15 protein-coding genes are annotated in these 17391 nt (G+C 60.3%); 4 read left to right on the top strand and 11 right to left on the bottom strand.

Going from position 1 to position 17391, the window contains the following annotated elements; all coding sequences use genetic code 11:
* Window positions 1-13 precede the first annotated feature (13 nt).
* The 3 genes from ACR0E6_RS01495 to ACR0E6_RS01485 all read right to left on the bottom strand — a co-directional run bounded on the left by ACR0E6_RS01495 (window position 14) and on the right by ACR0E6_RS01485 (window position 2554).
* Window positions 14-787 (bottom strand): Hint domain-containing protein, encoded by a 774-nt coding sequence (locus ACR0E6_RS01495; RefSeq protein WP_480580472.1) that lies wholly within the window; start codon window positions 785-787, stop codon window positions 14-16.
* A gap of 175 nt (window positions 788-962) precedes the next feature.
* Window positions 963-1622 carry a sulfotransferase family 2 domain-containing protein gene (locus tag ACR0E6_RS01490; RefSeq protein WP_480582188.1) on the bottom strand — a complete coding sequence of 220 codons (660 nt, stop codon included), beginning with the start codon at window positions 1620-1622 and terminating at the stop codon, window positions 963-965.
* Window positions 1619-2554, bottom strand: coding sequence for a DMT family transporter (locus ACR0E6_RS01485; protein ID WP_170622083.1), 936 nt, complete (start codon window positions 2552-2554; stop codon window positions 1619-1621). The genes ACR0E6_RS01490 and ACR0E6_RS01485 overlap by 4 nt, the downstream gene beginning before the upstream one ends.
* A gap of 127 nt (window positions 2555-2681) precedes the next feature.
* Between ACR0E6_RS01485 and ACR0E6_RS01480 the strand changes: the two genes are divergently transcribed.
* Complete coding sequence (locus ACR0E6_RS01480) at window positions 2682-3695, top strand: hypothetical protein (RefSeq protein WP_170449339.1); 1014 nt, start codon at window positions 2682-2684, stop codon at window positions 3693-3695.
* A 6-nt stretch (window positions 3696-3701) separates the two neighbouring features.
* Here ACR0E6_RS01480 and upp read toward each other — a convergent pair whose 3' ends face one another.
* From upp to ACR0E6_RS01445, 7 genes are all read right to left on the bottom strand, one after another.
* Window positions 3702-4334: a uracil phosphoribosyltransferase gene (gene upp, locus ACR0E6_RS01475; RefSeq protein ID WP_170524854.1), complete on the bottom strand. Its 633-nt coding sequence runs from the start codon at window positions 4332-4334 to the stop codon at window positions 3702-3704.
* Entirely contained in the window at window positions 4331-5317 is a 987-nt protein-coding gene (locus tag ACR0E6_RS01470) for an adenosine deaminase (RefSeq protein ID WP_480580470.1), read from the bottom strand. The genes upp and ACR0E6_RS01470 overlap by 4 nt, the downstream gene beginning before the upstream one ends.
* Window positions 5314-6525: a phosphopentomutase gene (locus tag ACR0E6_RS01465; RefSeq protein ID WP_480580468.1), complete on the bottom strand. Its 1212-nt coding sequence runs from the start codon at window positions 6523-6525 to the stop codon at window positions 5314-5316. The genes ACR0E6_RS01470 and ACR0E6_RS01465 overlap by 4 nt, the downstream gene beginning before the upstream one ends.
* Window positions 6522-7829 (bottom strand): thymidine phosphorylase, encoded by a 1308-nt coding sequence (locus ACR0E6_RS01460; RefSeq protein ID WP_480580466.1) that lies wholly within the window; start codon window positions 7827-7829, stop codon window positions 6522-6524. The genes ACR0E6_RS01465 and ACR0E6_RS01460 overlap by 4 nt, the downstream gene beginning before the upstream one ends.
* Window positions 7830-7833: 4 nt before the next feature.
* Window positions 7834-8226 (bottom strand): cytidine deaminase, encoded by a 393-nt coding sequence (locus ACR0E6_RS01455; RefSeq protein WP_480580464.1) that lies wholly within the window; start codon window positions 8224-8226, stop codon window positions 7834-7836.
* A gap of 92 nt (window positions 8227-8318) precedes the next feature.
* Window positions 8319-9419, bottom strand: a complete 1101-nt coding sequence (locus tag ACR0E6_RS01450; RefSeq protein ID WP_480580462.1) for a cupin domain-containing protein — start codon at window positions 9417-9419, stop codon at window positions 8319-8321.
* Window positions 9364-10089 carry a hypothetical protein gene (locus ACR0E6_RS01445; RefSeq protein WP_170449325.1) on the bottom strand — a complete coding sequence of 242 codons (726 nt, stop codon included), beginning with the start codon at window positions 10087-10089 and terminating at the stop codon, window positions 9364-9366. Before ACR0E6_RS01445 ends, ACR0E6_RS01450 begins: the two co-directional genes overlap by 56 nt.
* A gap of 186 nt (window positions 10090-10275) precedes the next feature.
* Between ACR0E6_RS01445 and ACR0E6_RS01440 the strand changes: the two genes are divergently transcribed.
* From ACR0E6_RS01440 to ACR0E6_RS01430, 3 genes are all read left to right on the top strand, one after another.
* Window positions 10276-12549 carry an NADP-dependent malic enzyme gene (locus ACR0E6_RS01440; protein WP_480580460.1) on the top strand — a complete coding sequence of 758 codons (2274 nt, stop codon included), beginning with the start codon at window positions 10276-10278 and terminating at the stop codon, window positions 12547-12549.
* Window positions 12550-12812: 263 nt separating this feature from the next.
* Complete coding sequence (gene prpE / locus ACR0E6_RS01435; protein WP_170735306.1) at window positions 12813-14702, top strand: propionate-CoA ligase PrpE; 1890 nt, start codon at window positions 12813-12815, stop codon at window positions 14700-14702.
* A 76-nt stretch (window positions 14703-14778) separates the two neighbouring features.
* Window positions 14779-16215 carry an amidase family protein gene (locus ACR0E6_RS01430; protein WP_480580458.1) on the top strand — a complete coding sequence of 479 codons (1437 nt, stop codon included), beginning with the start codon at window positions 14779-14781 and terminating at the stop codon, window positions 16213-16215.
* A gap of 258 nt (window positions 16216-16473) precedes the next feature.
* Here the strand turns inward: ACR0E6_RS01430 and ACR0E6_RS01425 are convergent, their stop codons facing one another.
* Window positions 16474-17235 (bottom strand): NAD kinase, encoded by a 762-nt coding sequence (locus ACR0E6_RS01425; RefSeq protein WP_170449318.1) that lies wholly within the window; start codon window positions 17233-17235, stop codon window positions 16474-16476.
* Window positions 17236-17391 lie beyond the last annotated feature (156 nt).

Raw genomic sequence — 17391 nt, 5'->3', positions numbered from 1 at the left:
TTTTCGTGTTTGGTTAGGTCTGCCATTCAGGCCGCAGAAACAGGACAGGCGCATTGGGCCTGCCCGGACGCCCCGGTCTGCGCATGCCGGATGGCGGGCGGATCGGAAAAATCGGTTCCTGCGGGATGGGTGCAGGCAGTGCACCCAACGGGTTTGCAAGGGCTGAAACGTCGCCCCTGATTGCAATCGAATTGACCAAAGCCGTCGCGGTCTGTTCATCCGCCACCCTATAGGGCGCGTGATCCTGTGCCGAACGGGCACTGAACCGACCAGCCGGGCAAAAGGCCTGCAGCCCACCCTCGACAAAGATCACCTCATCCGTGTCAAAAAACAAAGTCGTCACCTGGAACGATGACCCCGGCACCTGCGCCGACATCCGGCACGCGCCGTTCAACATCCGGGCCGGAATAACCGAGACACCCGCCGCGTCGGGATCGAGTTTCCCAAGATCCAGCGCCATGCCCTGCTCGGGCATCAACCAGACAGGCCGCCCGTTATAGGTCGCCCGTGCGGGTACAAATATCGGCATGTAATCGGCGCGGGTTTCATCGGCCGGAATAACGACGCAACAGGTCGAAATCCGGCGCACCTCGCGAAACCCGTTATCCAAAGTTCGCACCAGATCGCCCACGGCAACCCGTTCGATCAACTTCCAGCCACTTGTGGTAGCAACTTTGGTGCCGCGCAACAAACCACCACGGCGTGCGTTTACCGCTTTATTCGGGTCGGCGAAATCAACGTCACCAGATTGATCCGAAAACCCCGAAACACTCACTACTTCAAACACGTGCCTCACCCCCTTGTGGCACAAACTAACGATGCAAAACGGATAGCATGAATTTTAAGAGGTGACTTATTTCTGACATATTTGCGCCCAATTTGGGCCTTTTGAGGCCCCTTTTGCGCACATTTTACAGACAAATGCGGGGTAAATACTTCTTTTGATCCGCGTTCGGAAACGATTACTGGGCCGATCCGTCGAACTGATATCCGAATCTCCGAATATCTTCCGCGCAGGCTTGGGCAACCGCATCCACTGTTTGCGTCGTATAGTACCGACGGTAATCGCGATCCCGCTTCGACCGGTTCAGATGCGGCAGCTCCACGTCAAACCCGAGATGTTCGATCAGAGGCCGCGCGTCCTGTGCGAAATGCTCAAGGCGAATATATGCGTCACATCTTTCGGCCCCGTTGGCCATGGTCACATAGGCGCGCGCGGGGTGGTGCCGAAAGGATCGCAGCGTGGACGGATGCAGGACAAACGACCCGAAATCCAGATCTTTGGCGCGCCCGACATCCGGGTGATCAAAGCTCTGTACCCGCAGCCAATGATAATAGCTCACCATCCGGTCCCACGGATTGCGCACCATCGTAAACACGAACATCGACGTCAAAGCCTTGGCAGACAGAACCCCGTCGATATCGGACAGCGTTGAATGCTTCCACAAGCGCCCGCGCGCGTTCAGGGATTTGGCGCGGCGTCGACGTTTCAGCGCCTTGGGCGTATCCCCCAACAGAATGTCATCCTTCATCGCCCGCTGTTCCAGCGCCAACACCAGCGACGTGCCCCCGGTCTTGGGGATATGCACGAACACATAACGGCGTCCGGTCGAGATGATCACGCCACGCCCTGCTCTGCCGTTGCGCGACTGGCGCGCCATCCCAGCACGGCCCCCGCCGTTGCAATCAGTCCGATGCCAAAGACCTGCATCACGCCGATGGACTGCCCCAACGCCACCCAGGCAAAAAGCGGGCCGAAGATCATCACCGAATATTCGAACACGGCAACAAAGGACGGCTCGCCCACTTGATACGCCTTGATCAGCATGAAGACCGCGATGGTCGACCCCACGGCTTGCACGACGATCCACGGGATGGCCGGTTGGAAGTCCCAGACCAGCCCTCGGGTCACAAACCCATCCGGCCCCTCGGGCGTATCCACCGGAAAGGCGGTGAAAAAGGCCAACCCGATTGCGCCTGCCAGTCCCAGGGTCATCACCATATTCGCCAGCAGAGCCACCGTGCTTTCGTCCGAGCAATGACTGCGGGTGACAATGGCGCTGAGCGCATAGAAAAACCCGCCCGCCACCGGCAACAGGGTTCGGGCGTCGAAATCGGTTGGGTTGGGTTGCAAAACGCACAGGATGCCGATGAACCCGATCATCACTGCCCCGATACGCCACGGACCGATAGGTTGTTTCAGCCCCAGTGCCGAGATCAGAAGCACAAAGATCGGTGAGGTAAACAGCCCGGCCAGCGCCTGCGCAATCGGCATCAAAGCCAGCGAGGCGAAATAGAACAGCATGGCCGTGGTGATCAGCAGGCTGCGCACCACGACAGGCCCTAACCGTTTGGGGCGCAGCGTGCCAAAGCCCAGCAGCGACAGCCCTGCGATCAAGGGCAACATCAAAGCGGCCCGACTCAGGTGGAATTGCCACAGCCCTATTGTCTCGGCCAGCAGAATCACGACATTGTCCACAACCCCGATGATGGCCATGGAACTGACCATCAGGGCCGCGGCCAAAATCGGTGAGGTCGGTTTAGCTGCCTGCATCTGCCACATGTTCCTGTTCTGCGTCCCGCCATCCAGCACAATTGCCAATCCCGACGCAACAAGTTTGCGCCACGCGATTTGGGCGTGCTAAGCTGCGGCAAAAGAAATACGAGCAGAACCCATCCAGATGACCGCCCTGAAACAGTACCAGCGGATCGAAGCCACCGGTCTGTGGCGCCCCTCGCCCGATGAACAACGGCGCGAGGTTGTCGTCTCGATTGGTGAGGCCACGCTCACCATCTCGGATTTCAATGACCGGGCGTTGACGCATTGGTCACTGGCGGCGCTGGAACGGCAAAATCCGGGCGTCTTCCCGGCGATCTTCAACCCCGATGGCGACCCGGATGAGACGCTGGAGCTGGCCGAAAGCGAAAAGACCATGCTAGAAGCCATCGACCGGCTGCAACGCGCCATCGACAAGGCACGTCCGCATCCCGGGCGTCTGCGGTGGCTCAGCGTTGGGGGCGTTGTTGCCGCTGTTCTGGCGGTCATGCTGTTGTGGCTGCCCGGAGCGCTGCAAAGCCATGTGGTGTCCGTCGTGCCCGAGGTGAAGCGGCAGGAAATCGGCGGCGCGATTCTGAAACGGATCGAGCGTGTGTCGGGGCGTGCCTGTACCTCACGCGATGCGCAGGCGTCATTGGATCGGTTGGCGAAACGGACCGGCGTGCGGCAGATCATCATCCTGCCTGCAGGGGTGCAGGACAGCCTCAGCCTGCCGGGCGGTACCGTGCTACTCAGCCGGTCATTGGTCGAGGATCATGAGGATCCAGCCGTCGCCGCCGGATATGTTATTGCAGAACGGGCGCGGTCCGAACAGCAGGACCCGCTGGATGATTTGCTGGACCGGACGGGCGCGTCCTCGGCGTTTCGATTGCTGACAACCGGAGGGCTGACGCCTCAGATCGTCGACAGCTATACCGAACAGGTCTTGTCCGAACCCCGCCCCTCGGTCACGGATGAGGCGTTGCTGGCGATGTTCGCGCAGGCCGCCCTGCCCTCGACCCCTTATGCCTATGCACGTGACATCACCGGGGAAACCGTGCTGGGCCTGATCGAGGCCGACCCGATGGCCGGGCGCACGTTGGAACAGGTGTTGCCGGACCGCGATTGGGTCCGGCTACAGAATATCTGCGGCGAGTGATCCGCCTTACTTGGTGCCGAACATCCGGTCCCCGGCATCACCGAGACCGGGCATGATATAGCCTTTCGAGTTCAACTCGCGATCCAGCGCGGCGGTGACGATATGCACATCTGGATGCGCCTCTTTCATGCGTTCGACACCTTCGGGTGCGGCCAGCAGGCAGAGAAAGCGAATATCGGTCGCGCCCTGCTCTTTCAGCAGATCAATCGCGGCGGCAGAGCTGTTGCCGGTGGCCAGCATCGGGTCCACGGCGATGACCAGACGGTCTTTCAGCCCCTCGGGGGCCTTGAAGTAGTACTGAACGGGTTTCAGCGTTTCTTCATCGCGATATAGGCCGACAAATCCCACCCGTGCCGAGGGGATCAATTCCAGAACCCCATCCAGCATCCCGTTGCCCGCCCGCAGGATCGAGACCAGCGCCAGCTTCTTGCCGGCCAGAATGGGGGCGTCCATCTCCTCCATCGGGGTTTCGATATGCCGCGTCGTCAGCGGCATTTCCCGCGTGATCTCATAAGCCAACAGCAGCGTGATTTCGCGCAGCAACTGCCGGAACACGGCGGTCGAGGTACCCTTGTCCCGCATGAGCGTCAGCTTGTGTTGCACCAGCGGGTGGTCGACGACGGTCAGGTGATCGCTCATGAGTTCTCCAGTCTTTTCTTGACCCGCGCGCGGGTGTCTTCGTCACAAAAAGCCGCGTTCAGGGCTGTTTCATTCAGTGCGGCAAAGTCTTCGGCGTCCCAGCCGAAGGCTGCGTGCAGCATCTCATATTCGCGCCGCATGGTGGTATGAAAAAAGGGCGGATCGTCGGTGGAAACGGTGACCTTGACGCCTGCATCGCGCAACCGCGCAATCGGGTGGGCTGCGAAATCAGGAAACAGGCCAAGGACCACGTTTGATCCCGGACAGACCTCTAGCGTGATACCACGGTCGGTAATTTCGTGCACAAGGTCAGGATCTTCAATCGCGCGCACCCCGTGGCCGACGCGTTCCACACCAAGATCGCGGATCGCATCACGGACACTTTCCGGGCCGCCAAACTCGCCCGCATGGGTGGTGAGACGCAGCCCCGCCTCGCGGGCGCAGTCGAAGGCCCATTTGAAATCCCCCTGGGTGCCCACGGATTCGTTGCCGCCCATGCCAAAACCGGTAATCCAGTCGCCTGCGGTTTCCGCCGCGCAATGGGCGCTGCGTTTGGCCTGTTCAGGACCGAAATGACGGACACAGGTGACAACACCGCGCAGGGTGATGCCGAATTTGCGCTCAGCCTCGTCAGCGGCGTCCTGAATGGCGGTCAGATAGTCGCGCCAGGCATGAAGATCCCCGCCGCCGCAGAACTCGGGGCTGAGAAAGGTTTCCGAATAAACCACGCCATTTGCGGCGCTTTCTTCAAGTATCGCCAGCGTCAGGCGGCGGAAATCCTCGGGCGTTTTGAGAACCTCACAAGCGGCCTCATACACGCTGAGGAAATGGGCGAAATCCCGGAAGTCATAGCTGCCGTCGGGTTTGAATATCCCGCTCAGGTCAACGCGCTTTTCATGGGCGAGTTGGCGGATAAAGGCGGGCGGGGCCGCGCCTTCGTGGTGCAGGTGCAACTCGATTTTGGGCAGGTCTGCGACGGTCATAGAAAGCTTCTCCCCGGCCCTTGCGCCGGAATGTTCAGGTGATGGGCAATACTGGCAGCGACGTCGGCGAATGCGATTTGCCCGATCTGGCCGCTGCCTTTTCCAGCGACCAGAACAGGCACCTGTTCGCGCGTGTGATCGGTTCCGGTCCAGCTGGGATCGTTGCCGTGATCGGCGGTCAGCAGCAGCAGGTCGTCCGGGCGCAGCTTTTGCAGGATCACGCCGATTTCCCGGTCGAACCATTCCAGAGCACGGGCGTAACCGCTGATGTCGCGGCGGTGACCATAGAGGCTGTCGAATTCGACGAAATTGGCGAAAGTCAGGCTGCCCTCTTCGGCCTCGTCCACCAGATCGGAAAGGTGCCTCATCAACTCGGCGTCCGAACCTTTGCGCAGCGTGTCGACCCCCTGCATCGAAAAGATGTCGCCGATCTTGCCCACGGCATGCACCTTGCGACCGGCATCCTGCACCCAATTGGTCAGCACCGGCGCAGGCGGCAGGATCGCGAAATCCTTGCGGTTGGTAGTGCGGGTGAATCCGTCCTTAGGCGATCCGACAAAGGGCCGCGCAATCACCCGGCCCACTTTCATCTGGTGCAAACGCGGCGCGAGCGTCCGGCACATCTGCAGCAGGCGGTCGAGGCCAAAGCTGTCTTCATGCGCGGCGATCTGGAACACGCTGTCGGCTGATGTGTAGCAGATCGGCCAGCCGGTCCGCATATGCTCGGCCCCCAGTTCCGCAATGATCGCGGTGCCCGAGGCATGGCAATCGCCCAAAATGCCGCCGGTGACCGCGGCCTCGGCCGCGGCGCGGCTCAGATCAGCGGGAAAGGCCGGGGTGGTGTCGGGGAAATAGTGCCAATCCCACGGTACGGGCAAACCGGCCAGTTCCCAATGGCCCGAGGGCGTGTCCTTGCCCGGCGAACGTTCGCGCGCGCAGCCCCAGAGGCCCGAGGGTTCAGCATCAAGTCCCGGCGTATCATCCCCCGACGCCAGGCGCGCCGCAGCACCAAGGCCCAGCGCGTCCAGATTGGGCAGGTCTAGCGTGCCAGAGCGCCCGTCCTCGGCGCGACCCTCGGCACAGGCCTGCGCGATATGGGTAACCGTGTTGGCCCCGATGTCCGGCACGTCGCCGTTGAAATACTGGCCCGCATCCGGTGCGCCGCCGATACCGACCGAGTCCATGACGACCAGAAAAGCCCGTCTCATGCGGTGATCCTTTCATGAACCAGCGCCGGGGTCATCGGTGCATCATCGCCGATCGAGATGGCTTGCAGGATCGTATCTGCGGCCTGCCGCGCGGCGTCTTCCCGCGCGGCATGCACCACGGCCAAGGGCGCGCCTTTGTCGACTTTGTCGCCCAGCCGGACAATGCCGGACATACCGACCGCCGGGTCGATCACGTCACTTTCGACCTGCCGACCACCGCCCAAGGCAACCACGGCAAGGCCCAATGCCTCGCCATTTATCGCGTTGATATACCCACCGCGCGGGGCTTGAACCTCAAGGATCACGCTGGCTTCGGGCAGGAAGCGTGACCAGTTTTCGACGAACTGCAGCGGCCCGCCGACAGCGGCCATCATGCGGCCAAACCGCTCGGCTGCGCGCCCGTCGCGGATAACGTCAGTGATCTTGTCTCGCCCCTCATCCGCCGTGGCGACCATGCCGGCATCGGTCAGCAATACGCCGCCCAGCTCGGCCGAAATTTCGGCCAGCGGCGCGTAATGCGCATTTGTCAGAACATTCATCACCTCGGCCACTTCCAGCGCATTGCCCAGCGCCGGGGCCAAGGGTTGATGCATATCAGTGATCACGGCCGAGGTCCGGCACCCTGCCGCATTCGCAGTCTCGGTCAAGGCCTGTGCCAGTGTGCGCGCTTCATCCAGCGTTTTCATGAACGCCCCGCTGCCGACCTTGACATCGAGCACCAGAGCCTCGGGGCTGGCCGCCAGTTTCTTGGACAGGATTGACGCGGTGATCAGATCGAGGCTTTCGACCGTCGCCGTGACATCCCGGATCGCATACAGCCGCTTGTCGGCCGGTGCGATCTGACCGGTTGCGCCAACAATCGCGGCCCCAGTTTCGCTTAGTATCTGGGCCAGACGGTCCTGCCCGATCTGCGTGGTGACACCGGGAATGGCCTCAAGCTTGTCCAGCGTGCCACCTGTATGACCAAGGCCCCGCCCGGAAATCATCGGAACATAGGCCCCGCACTCCGCCAGCGCCGGGGCCAGTATCAGGCTGACGCAGTCCCCCACCCCCCCGGTCGAGTGCTTGTCGATCACCGGCCCGTTCACGTCCCAATTCAGAACATCACCGCTGTCGCGCATTGCCAGGGTCAGGTCTGCCCGCCCCTGCGCGCCCAGCCCGCCCATGCAAACCGCCATCGCAAAGGCCCCGGCCTGCGCGTCGCTGACCCCGCCATCAGCCAGCCCTTGTGCAAACCATGACAGGTCTTCGCTGGTCGGCACCTCATGCCGGCGCAGTTTTGCGATGATCGAGCGGGCATCCATTGGCTCAGGCGTCCTGCATATGGGACGCGTCGAACGCGCCCGGCAGAAGATCGCCGATGGTGGTTTCCATTTCCATCCCGCCGGTCGTCGCCAGAGTGACCTTCACGTCGCGCCCACCGAACTCGGCCAGTTTCTGACGGCACCCCCCGCAGGGCGGTACTGGTTGTGGGCTTTGGGCCACGACGTAGACCTCGGCCAGTTCGGTCTCACCTGCGGCAACCATGGCGGCTATCGCCCCTGCTTCGGCACAGGTGCCTTCGGGATAAGCCACGTTTTCGACGTTGCAGCCGACGTAAAGCGTACCGGACCCCGACAGGATCGCCGCACCAACCTTGAAATTCGAATAAGGCGCATGGGCGTTTTCGCGAACCTTCAGGGCAGCATCTTTGAGCGACATGGCGATTCCCCAATTTTTGATCAGTTGGTCAGAAAAACGTACCCTAATAGCAAGCGCCGGGGAAGTTGAAGCCCCCAGCATGTGTTTTTCGCCTATTCCAGCATTGTGTTGAAGGTTCCCGGTAATGTCACTTCCAGCAATTCGATATCCTCGGACGGGTCCGCCAGCCGCGTGCGCATTCCCGGCGGAATAACAAAGGCATCCCCCTGTTCCAGCCGGTATGGCTCGCGCCCTTCGCCTTCCAACGTAACCTCTCCGGTCATGACGAAGGTAAAGTGAATGTCGGTATCATGGCTGGCCCAAACCGTGTCCCCCTGCCCACGGCGGATGACCTGTACCCCGGCCACGCCTTTGGTGTTTTCGGCAATCGTCGTGTCGCGGCAAACATAGCCCGGCAGCCGGAAGGGTATCCACTCGGCATCCTTGGCCTGATTGTAGACAAAGCGTTGGCCCTGCCATTCCCGGTCCGGACGCAAATGAGGCGTCGGCAACTCCATCTCATGATCAATCTCGGTGACATGCTCGGCCGGAACGCCGATCTCGATCACCTGCACGTTGTCCGAGGCTTCCAGCACACGGTGGCGGATTTCCGGGGGCTGGATAAAGCAATCCCCGGCGGTCAGGCGCATCTTGTCACCCTGATCTTCGTAGACAACATCGACCCAGCCATGGATGCAGAAGATCAGCTGAAAACCCACCTTGTGGAAATGCACCATATCCGGCACCGGCCCGCCATCGGGGATGCGGATATGGCTGGCGATGATCGAGCCGCCCAAACGATCCGGAACGAGGTCGCGATAGTGCATCCCGGCTCGCCCGATGATCCAAGGGGCCTGATCTCTAAGGCGACGGACGACAAAGGAATGGACCGTTTCGGGCATGACCAGCGGCGGGTCGCGGTCTTCAATCTCGATTCGGGTTCCGTTTGGCGCGATCAAAACCCTTTCGCCGCCGGCAAATGCATCGGGGTCTTCGGTCAGGATGCGAAGCGTTCCGGCACCTTCAGGCGCATCTTTTTCGATGCGCAGACGCAACCCATGACCTGAGAACACGGCAGTCCGCGGATCGTCTGCGGGATAGATCATATCCATCCGCATCCCCAGAACCTTGGTGTAAAATGGGATGTCGTCCCTTAGCTCATTCGTTGGTAAGCGGAACTCGGCTATCGTCTGGTTCGAACGCAAAGGGCGCATCGGGCAGTGTCTCGTGCTGTTGGTGTTTACGCCATCCGATCAGAACCGAAGCGAAAATGCCAATCGAAAACAATAGCTCGAGCGTTTCTTCCACAACAAAAAGCCGCATCAGCGTCAGTTGGGAAAAGTCCGTATATTTGGGCCGTGCGACCTGATCCACAACTTGCGCCACGACGACAGCCAACACTGCCAAAGCAAAAACGGTAAGGAATGGCGCACGGGCCTTGCGGGCTTTCCAGATCGTTGGGATCCCGTGCCAGACCACTCCGAACAGCAAGACCAGACCCAGAACCACCCGCACCCAAGTGGGATCGAGCATGTTGTCAATCGCGTTGAATACAGCCGCAAGCGAGCTGTCTGCGGCGAAGATCTCGGTGTCGATCTCTCGCTCTGCCAGAAGGAAACAGCCCAGCGAAATATACACTCGCGGCAACCCCTTCAAAGTTACCAACGCCGCCACAGCCGCGCCGAACAGCATCACAGCCGATGCAATCTCGACAATCCCGCCTTCATTAACATGCGTGATCGCCCAGGTTGGCCACAGTATCCCAACCACGCAAAACAGCAGCGTCGCCAACATGACACAATGGGTCACCGCAACGCCGGTTGCGGGTGCAAATCGAACGGGCAGAGTCAAACGCTCTGCTTTGGTTTCAGTGCTGAAAGTCATGCCTATCTTGGTTCTGCTGGTTCGGCAGTTTGAGTGAGTGGATTTGGCCGAATGTAAATATTTTACAACGGAAATCAACCAAGCCCGGATTAAGAGACATCAAGCTGTGATAGGTGACGCAACGTAGCCAAGCCGCAAAAACTCGGTTACCACACGGTTAGATACCAGAAGGGAGCCGTATCGCTGATGTCTGACTCACGCAGCCAAAGACAAGCCGCGCTTGACTATCACGCCCATCCAAAACCCGGAAAGCTTGAGATCAAGGCCACAAAGCCAATGGCCAATGGTCGCGATCTGGCCCGCGCCTATTCGCCCGGCGTGGCCGAGGCGAGCCTTGAGATCAAGGCCGATGCGTCGAACGCGGAGCTTTATACCTCGCGCGGGAATCTGGTGGCTGTGGTGTCGAACGGAACGGCTGTTCTGGGGTTGGGCAATATCGGCGCGCTGGCCTCGAAGCCGGTGATGGAGGGCAAGGCGGTCCTGTTCAAGAAATTCGCCGGAATCGACTGTTTCGACATCGAAGTCGATCAGCCCGACCCGGAAAAGCTGGCCGATATCGTCTGCGCGCTTGAACCCACGTTCGGCGCAATCAATCTGGAAGACATCAAGGCCCCGGATTGCTTTGTCGTCGAAAAGCTGTGCCGCGAGCGCATGAACATCCCCGTCTTTCACGACGACCAGCATGGCACGGCCATTGTGGTCGGAGCAGCCGCCAAAAACGCGCTGCACGTCGCCGGCAAGTCCTTCGAGGACATCAAAATCGTCTCAACCGGCGGTGGCGCGGCGGGCATCGCGTGTCTGAGCATGTTGGTCAAGCTGGGCGTGAAGCGCGAAAACATCTGGCTGTGCGATATTCACGGGCTGGTCTATGAGGGCCGCGAAGAGGATATGAACCCGCACAAGGATCAGTTCGCGCAGAATTCCGACCTGCGCACACTGGACGACGTGATCGACGGGGCCGATCTGTTTCTGGGTCTCAGCGGCCCGAACGTTCTGAAGCCCGAAATGGTCAGCCGAATGGCCGATCAGCCGATCATCTTCGCGTTGGCCAACCCGACCCCGGAAATTCTGCCCCAAGCCGCGCGCGAGGTCGCGCCGGATGCGATCATCGCCACAGGGCGCAGCGATTTTCCCAATCAGGTGAACAACGTACTGTGCTTTCCGTTCATCTTCCGCGGCGCGCTGGACGTTGGCGCGACCGAGATCAATGACGAGATGCAAATCGCCTGCGTCGATGGCATCGCCGAAATGGCCCGTGCCACCACCAGCGCCGAGGCTGCCGCTGCTTATAAGGGCGAGCAGCTGAATTTCGGCCCGGATTATCTGATCCCGAAACCCTTTGATCCGCGTCTGGTGGGCGTTGTGTCCTCGGCCGTGGCGCGCGCAGCGATGGACAGCGGCGTTGCCAAACGTCCCATCAAGGATCTGGATGCCTACAGGGAAAAGCTGAACCAGACCGTCTTCAAATCCGCCCTGCTGATGCGGCCTGTGTTCGAAGCCGCAGCCGCAGCCTCGCGCCGGATCGTGTTTGCCGAAGGCGAGGATGAACGCGTCCTGCGTGCGGCGCAGGCCGTTCTGGAGGAAACCACCGAAACACCGATCCTGATCGGACGGCCCGAGGTGATCGATGCCCGCTGCGACCGGCTGGGCCTGACCATCCGCCCCGGCAAAGACTGCCAGATCGTGAACCCGGAGAACGACCCGCGCTATTACGACTATTGGAGCTCGTACCACAAGATCATGCAACGCCGGGGCGTGACGCCGGATCTGGCCAAGGCCATCATGCGCACCAATACAACCGCCATTGGGGCGATCATGGTGCACCGGGGGGAAGCGGACAGCATGATCTGCGGTACGTTTGGCGAATATCGCTGGCACCTGAACTATGTCGAGCAGGTGCTGAACAAGGGCGACCTGCGTCCGCATGGCGCGCTGTCGCTGATGATTCTGGAAGACGGCCCCCTGTTCATTGCCGACACCCATGTCCGACAATTGCCAACGCCCGAGGAACTGGCCGAATCCACCATAGGCGCGGCCCGCCATGTGCGGCGTTTCGGGCTGGAGCCCAAAATCGCCTTCTGTTCGCAATCTCAGTTCGGCAATCAGGCCGAAGGCTCGGGCAAACGCCTGCGTGCTGCCATCGAAATACTCGATCAGCGACCAAGAGATTTCATCTACGAAGGCGAGATGAACCTTGATGCCGCGCTGGACCCGGAGCTCAGGGCCCGGATCTTCCCGGCCTCGCGTTTGGAAGGGGCGGCAAATGTGTTGGTCTTTGCCCATGCCGATGCGGCAAGCGGAGTGCGGAACATTCTGAAGATGAAAGCCGACGGGATCGAGGTTGGTCCGATTCTGATGGGGATGGGAAACAAAGCCCATATCGTGACACCGTCGATCACAGCGCGCGGGTTGCTGAACATGGCGGCCATCGCCGGCACCCCGGTCGCACATTACGGCTGATGCGATGCGCGATTATAAAGCCGAACGCCTTCTTTGGCGTTCGGCGAGTCGTCGCCTTTGCACAGAAAAGTTAACAAATTTGCAATTTCCGCAAGGTTATTCAACTAAGCCCAAAAAACCAAACAGGTTTGCAATAATTTGCAGATCATTCCGACCCGAACTGCAAAGATTTTGCGATAAACTGACGCGGCGTCACAAGCGCCGCTTGTTTGATACGCGGCGGATACCTAACAACGTGCTCAGTGCTTTGGGAGGAAGACAAAATGGCATATCAGGACGTTTACGATAGCTGGAAAAACGACCCCGAGGCGTTCTGGATGGACGCTGCAAAAGGGATCGATTGGGACAAACCTCCGAGCAAAGCGCTGTTTGACGATAACGCCCCGCTTTATGAATGGTTCAGTGACGCGCAGGTCAATACCTGCTGGAACGCCGTCGACCGTCACGTGGAAAACGGGCGCGGCGAGCAGACCGCCATAATCTATGACAGCCCGATCACCCATACCAAGCGCGAGATCTCATATGTCGAGCTGCGCAACCGCGTCGCCACCCTGGCCGGGGCGTTGCGGGCCAAGGGTATCGAAAAGGGCGACCGGGTCATCATCTATATGCCGATGATCCCCGAAGCGCTTGAGGCGATGCTGGCCTGCGCCCGGCTTGGCGCGGTGCATTCAGTGGTGTTCGGCGGTTTTGCCAGTAACGAACTGGCCGTCCGCATCGATGACGCACAGCCCAAGGCGATCATCGCCGCCTCATGCGGGATGGAGCCGGGCCGCGTAGTGCACTACAAACCCTTGCTGGACGGCGCCATCGACATGGCAAAGCACAAGCCCGAGTTCTGCGTGATTTTCCAGCGTGAACAAGAGGTTGCGCAGCTGATTGAAGGACGCGACTTCAATTGGCATGGCTTCCAATACGGCGTTGAACCGGCGGAATGTGTGCCGGTTGCGGGCAATGATCCGGCCTATATCCTCTATACCTCGGGTACCACGGGTGCGCCGAAAGGGGTTGTGCGACCAACCGCCGGGCATCTGGTTGCGCTGAACTGGTCGATGAAGAACATCTACAATGTCGATCCGGGCGAAGTGTTCTGGGCGGCCTCGGATGTGGGCTGGGTCGTGGGACATTCCTACATCTGCTACGCGCCGCTGATCCACGGCAACACCACTATTGTGTTCGAAGGCAAACCTGTCGGCACCCCTGATGCGGGCACCTTCTGGCGGGTGATCTCGGAACACAATGTCCGCAGCTTTTTCACCGCCCCCACCGCCATCCGCGCCGTCAAGCGCGAGGACCCCAAAGGCGAGATGCTGGCCAAATATGACCTCTCCGGCTTGCGCGCGCTGTATCTGGCGGGCGAACGTGCTGACCCCGATACGATCATCTGGGCGCAGGACGCGCTGAAGGTTCCGGTGATCGACCACTGGTGGCAGACAGAAACCGGATGGACCATTGCAGGTAACCCGCTGGGGATCGAGGAATTGCCTACCAAACTGGGCTCGCCCGCCAAACCGATGCCCGGCTATGATGTGCAAATCCTGGACGAGGGCGGCCACCCGATGAAACCGGGTGAGTTGGGGGCGATTGCAGTAAAACTCCCCCTGCCCCCAGGCACGTTGCCAACGCTGTGGAATGCCGAGGACCGTTTCCGGAAATCCTATCTGGAACATTTCCCCGGATACTACGAAACCGGCGACGCGGGCATGATCGACGAGGATGGATACCTCTATATCATGGCGCGCACCGACGATGTGATCAACGTGGCTGGCCACCGCCTGTCGACCGGCGGGATGGAGGAGGTACTGGCCGCCCACCCCGACGTCGCAGAATGCGCCGTGATTGGCGTCTCGGATCAGCTGAAAGGCCAGATGCCGGTGGGTTTCCTGTGTCTGAACGCGGGTGCCGCACGCGATCATGGCGACGTGGTTCAGGAGGTCGTCAAGATGGTCCGCGACAAGATCGGGCCGGTCGCGGCCTTCAAGCTGGCTGTCGTGGTGGATCGTTTGCCCAAAACCCGCTCGGGCAAGATCCTGCGCGGCACCATGGTGTCGATTGCCGACGGGCAGGACTACAAGATGCCTGCAACCATTGATGATCCGGCCATTCTGGACGAGATCAAAGCGGCCCTGCAAACCATCGGATACGCGCAATAAGTCCGGGGCGGCCTGCACCGCCCCCCTTGCAACCAGGTACAGGCCCCCTACTGTCACGATCAGACAGTGAGGGCCCATGACACAAAGCGATATCTGGCGTCTCAGCGCCACCGAGTTGACACAGCTGACCCGCAGCGGCGACTTGAGCGCCGAAGCCGCAACTCAAGCCGCGATTGATCGGATGCATGCGGTCAATCCCAGCCTCAATGCGGTGGTCGAAGACCTGAGCGATCCGGCGCTTGACCGTGCCCGCGATCTGGATCGGGCGCGCGCAAAGGGCGAATATCCCGGCCCGCTGTTCGGCGTCCCGGTCACGATCAAAGTGAATGTCGATCAAAAGGGTCACGCCACCACAAACGGCGTGGTCGCGTTGAAAGACGTGATCGCGCCGGATGACGCCCCGGTTGTGTCGAACCTGCAAAAGGCCGGGGCCATTGTGATCGGTCGCACGAACACGCCAGAGTTTTCCTTCCGCGCCGATACGGACAACCCGCTATACGGGCGCACCCATAACCCTTGGGGTCAGCATATCTCGCCCGGGGGATCGTCTGGTGGGGCCGGTGCTGCCGTGATGGCGGGTATCGGCGCGCTGGGTCACGGCAATGACATCGGTGGCAGCCTCAGGTTTCCCGCCGCCGCCAATGGCGCGGTTACGGTCAAGCCCGGCCTGGGCCGCGTGCCCGCCTGGAACCCCAGCCAAAAGGCCGAGCGCGGATCGCTGGCCCAATCCATGTCGGTGCAAGGGCTGTTGACCCGCTCCGCCGCGGATCTGCACCTGTCGATGCCAAGCCTGATCGCGCCCGACGCGCGAGACCCTTTCCACGTGCCGATGCCTTGGCGCGGGGACGATCTGGAAGGGCCGATCAAAGTTGCCTTAACCAAAAACACCTTTGACTATGCCCTTCACCCCGAGGTCGAAAAAGCACTGGACACTGCGCGCGACGCTCTGACGGATGCCGGGTATTTGGTGGAAGAAATCGATCCGCCCGATGTCTTTGAATGCGGGCGGATTGGCTATCGCTCTTTGATGGGCGAAGTGCTGACCCTGATGAAGTCGGATGTCGAGGCTGCGGGCTCTCAGACCATTCAGGACATCTTCGACGTCTATTTTCAGGAATTCCCGCCTATCGTCGAAACCGAACTGCTTAAAATGCTGGCCAAACGCAGCCATTATGCGCGCGAATGGTCGCTGTTTCTGCAAGATTACCCGCTGGTCCTGTCGCCCTTCCTGCCGCAACCCTTCTTTAAGCCGGACCGCGACACCGAAGGGGCCGAAGGCGTGCATGAGGTTCTGGGCTGCGCTGTTTATTCCTACGCGATGAACTTTCTGGGCCTGCCCGCCGCCTGCGTCCCTGCCCGTCTGGCTCAGTTGCCGAAAGGTCCGCAGCCCATCAATGTCCAGATTGCCGCGCGGCGCTGGCGCGAAGATCTGGCCGTGGACGCCGCCGCCGCCATCGAAGAGCGTGTCGGACAGATGTGTCTGCCATTGTGGGACAGTCTTTCGGGCGGGTAACCGCCCCAAAACAAAATAGACCCCGGGTTATTGGGCCCGGGGTCCAGCTGCTTAAATGTGCCCGGATTTCTGATGACGAGCGTAGCACCACCCACCCTCGCCAGCGCGAAATTTACGCAATCATTCGAAAACGCCGTACAGGTGGCCACTCACTCCCACCATAGCGTGATCTCCGAGCACGGTCAGATTAGCCAATCCGTAGCGAATGCCGTGTGAACTTCTTCACACAAGAGAAAATAAATCTAAAAAAATCGCAGTTTAAGTGAATTGCTCAGAGATTAAGCGCTCTTCCAGACCATGCCCCGGGTCAAACAGGATGCGATGGGTGATTGCAGGCTCTGACCGAATCTCAACCCAGTCGATATCCGGGAAGGAAATGGAATCGGCGTCGGCCATGACGGGGCGTTTGTCTGCGTCCAGTACGTCGAATCGAACCTTGGCAATCTTCGGCAGCAAAGCCCCCCGCCAGCGGCGCGGCCGGAATGCGGCAATTGCGGTCAAGGCAAGGACGTCCGCCCCGATTGGCAGAATCGGACCATGGGCCGAGTAGTTATACGCCGTCGAACCGGCAGGCGTGGACAGAAGCGCACCGTCGCAGACCAGTTCCGCCATCCGCTCGCGCCCATCGACGCTGATTTTCAACCGTGCGGCTTGCGGGCCTGCGCGCAGCAGTGAGACCTCGTTGATCGCCAATGCCTCGTGCAGCTTTCCCGATTGGTCCATGGCCCGCATGGCCAGCGGGTTGATGACCTCTTCCTGCGCATCGGCAAGACGGGCCATCAGGTCCTCTTCGTGGAAATTGTTCATCAGGAACCCGATTGTGCCACGATTCATACCGTATACCGGCGCGTCGAGATGCTGCATGTTCTTCAATGTGCGCAACATGAAACCGTCACCGCCCAGGGCAACCACAACCTCGGCGTCGCGCGGGGCGGCATTGCCATATTGTTCAATCAGGCGATCGCGGGCGTCCTGCGCCATCTCGGCCTCACTGGCGAGGAAGGCGATTCTTTTTTTCATTGGGTCTGGTTTCCGGTGCTACACATTTGGTTCCGAAACAAACATACCTTTCCTCAATAGGCCAGACTTGACGCCGCAGCGGGCCAAATCGTCGCTTTATGCCTTTTGCCGATGGTGGGTTTCCGATAGGAAATCCGCAAGTTTTTACCCCAGTTT

This window comes from Ruegeria sp. AP12, from assembly GCF_056540025.1.
Note: the sequence above shows the minus strand (reverse complement) of the source record. Positions and strands in the feature narration are given on the sequence as shown.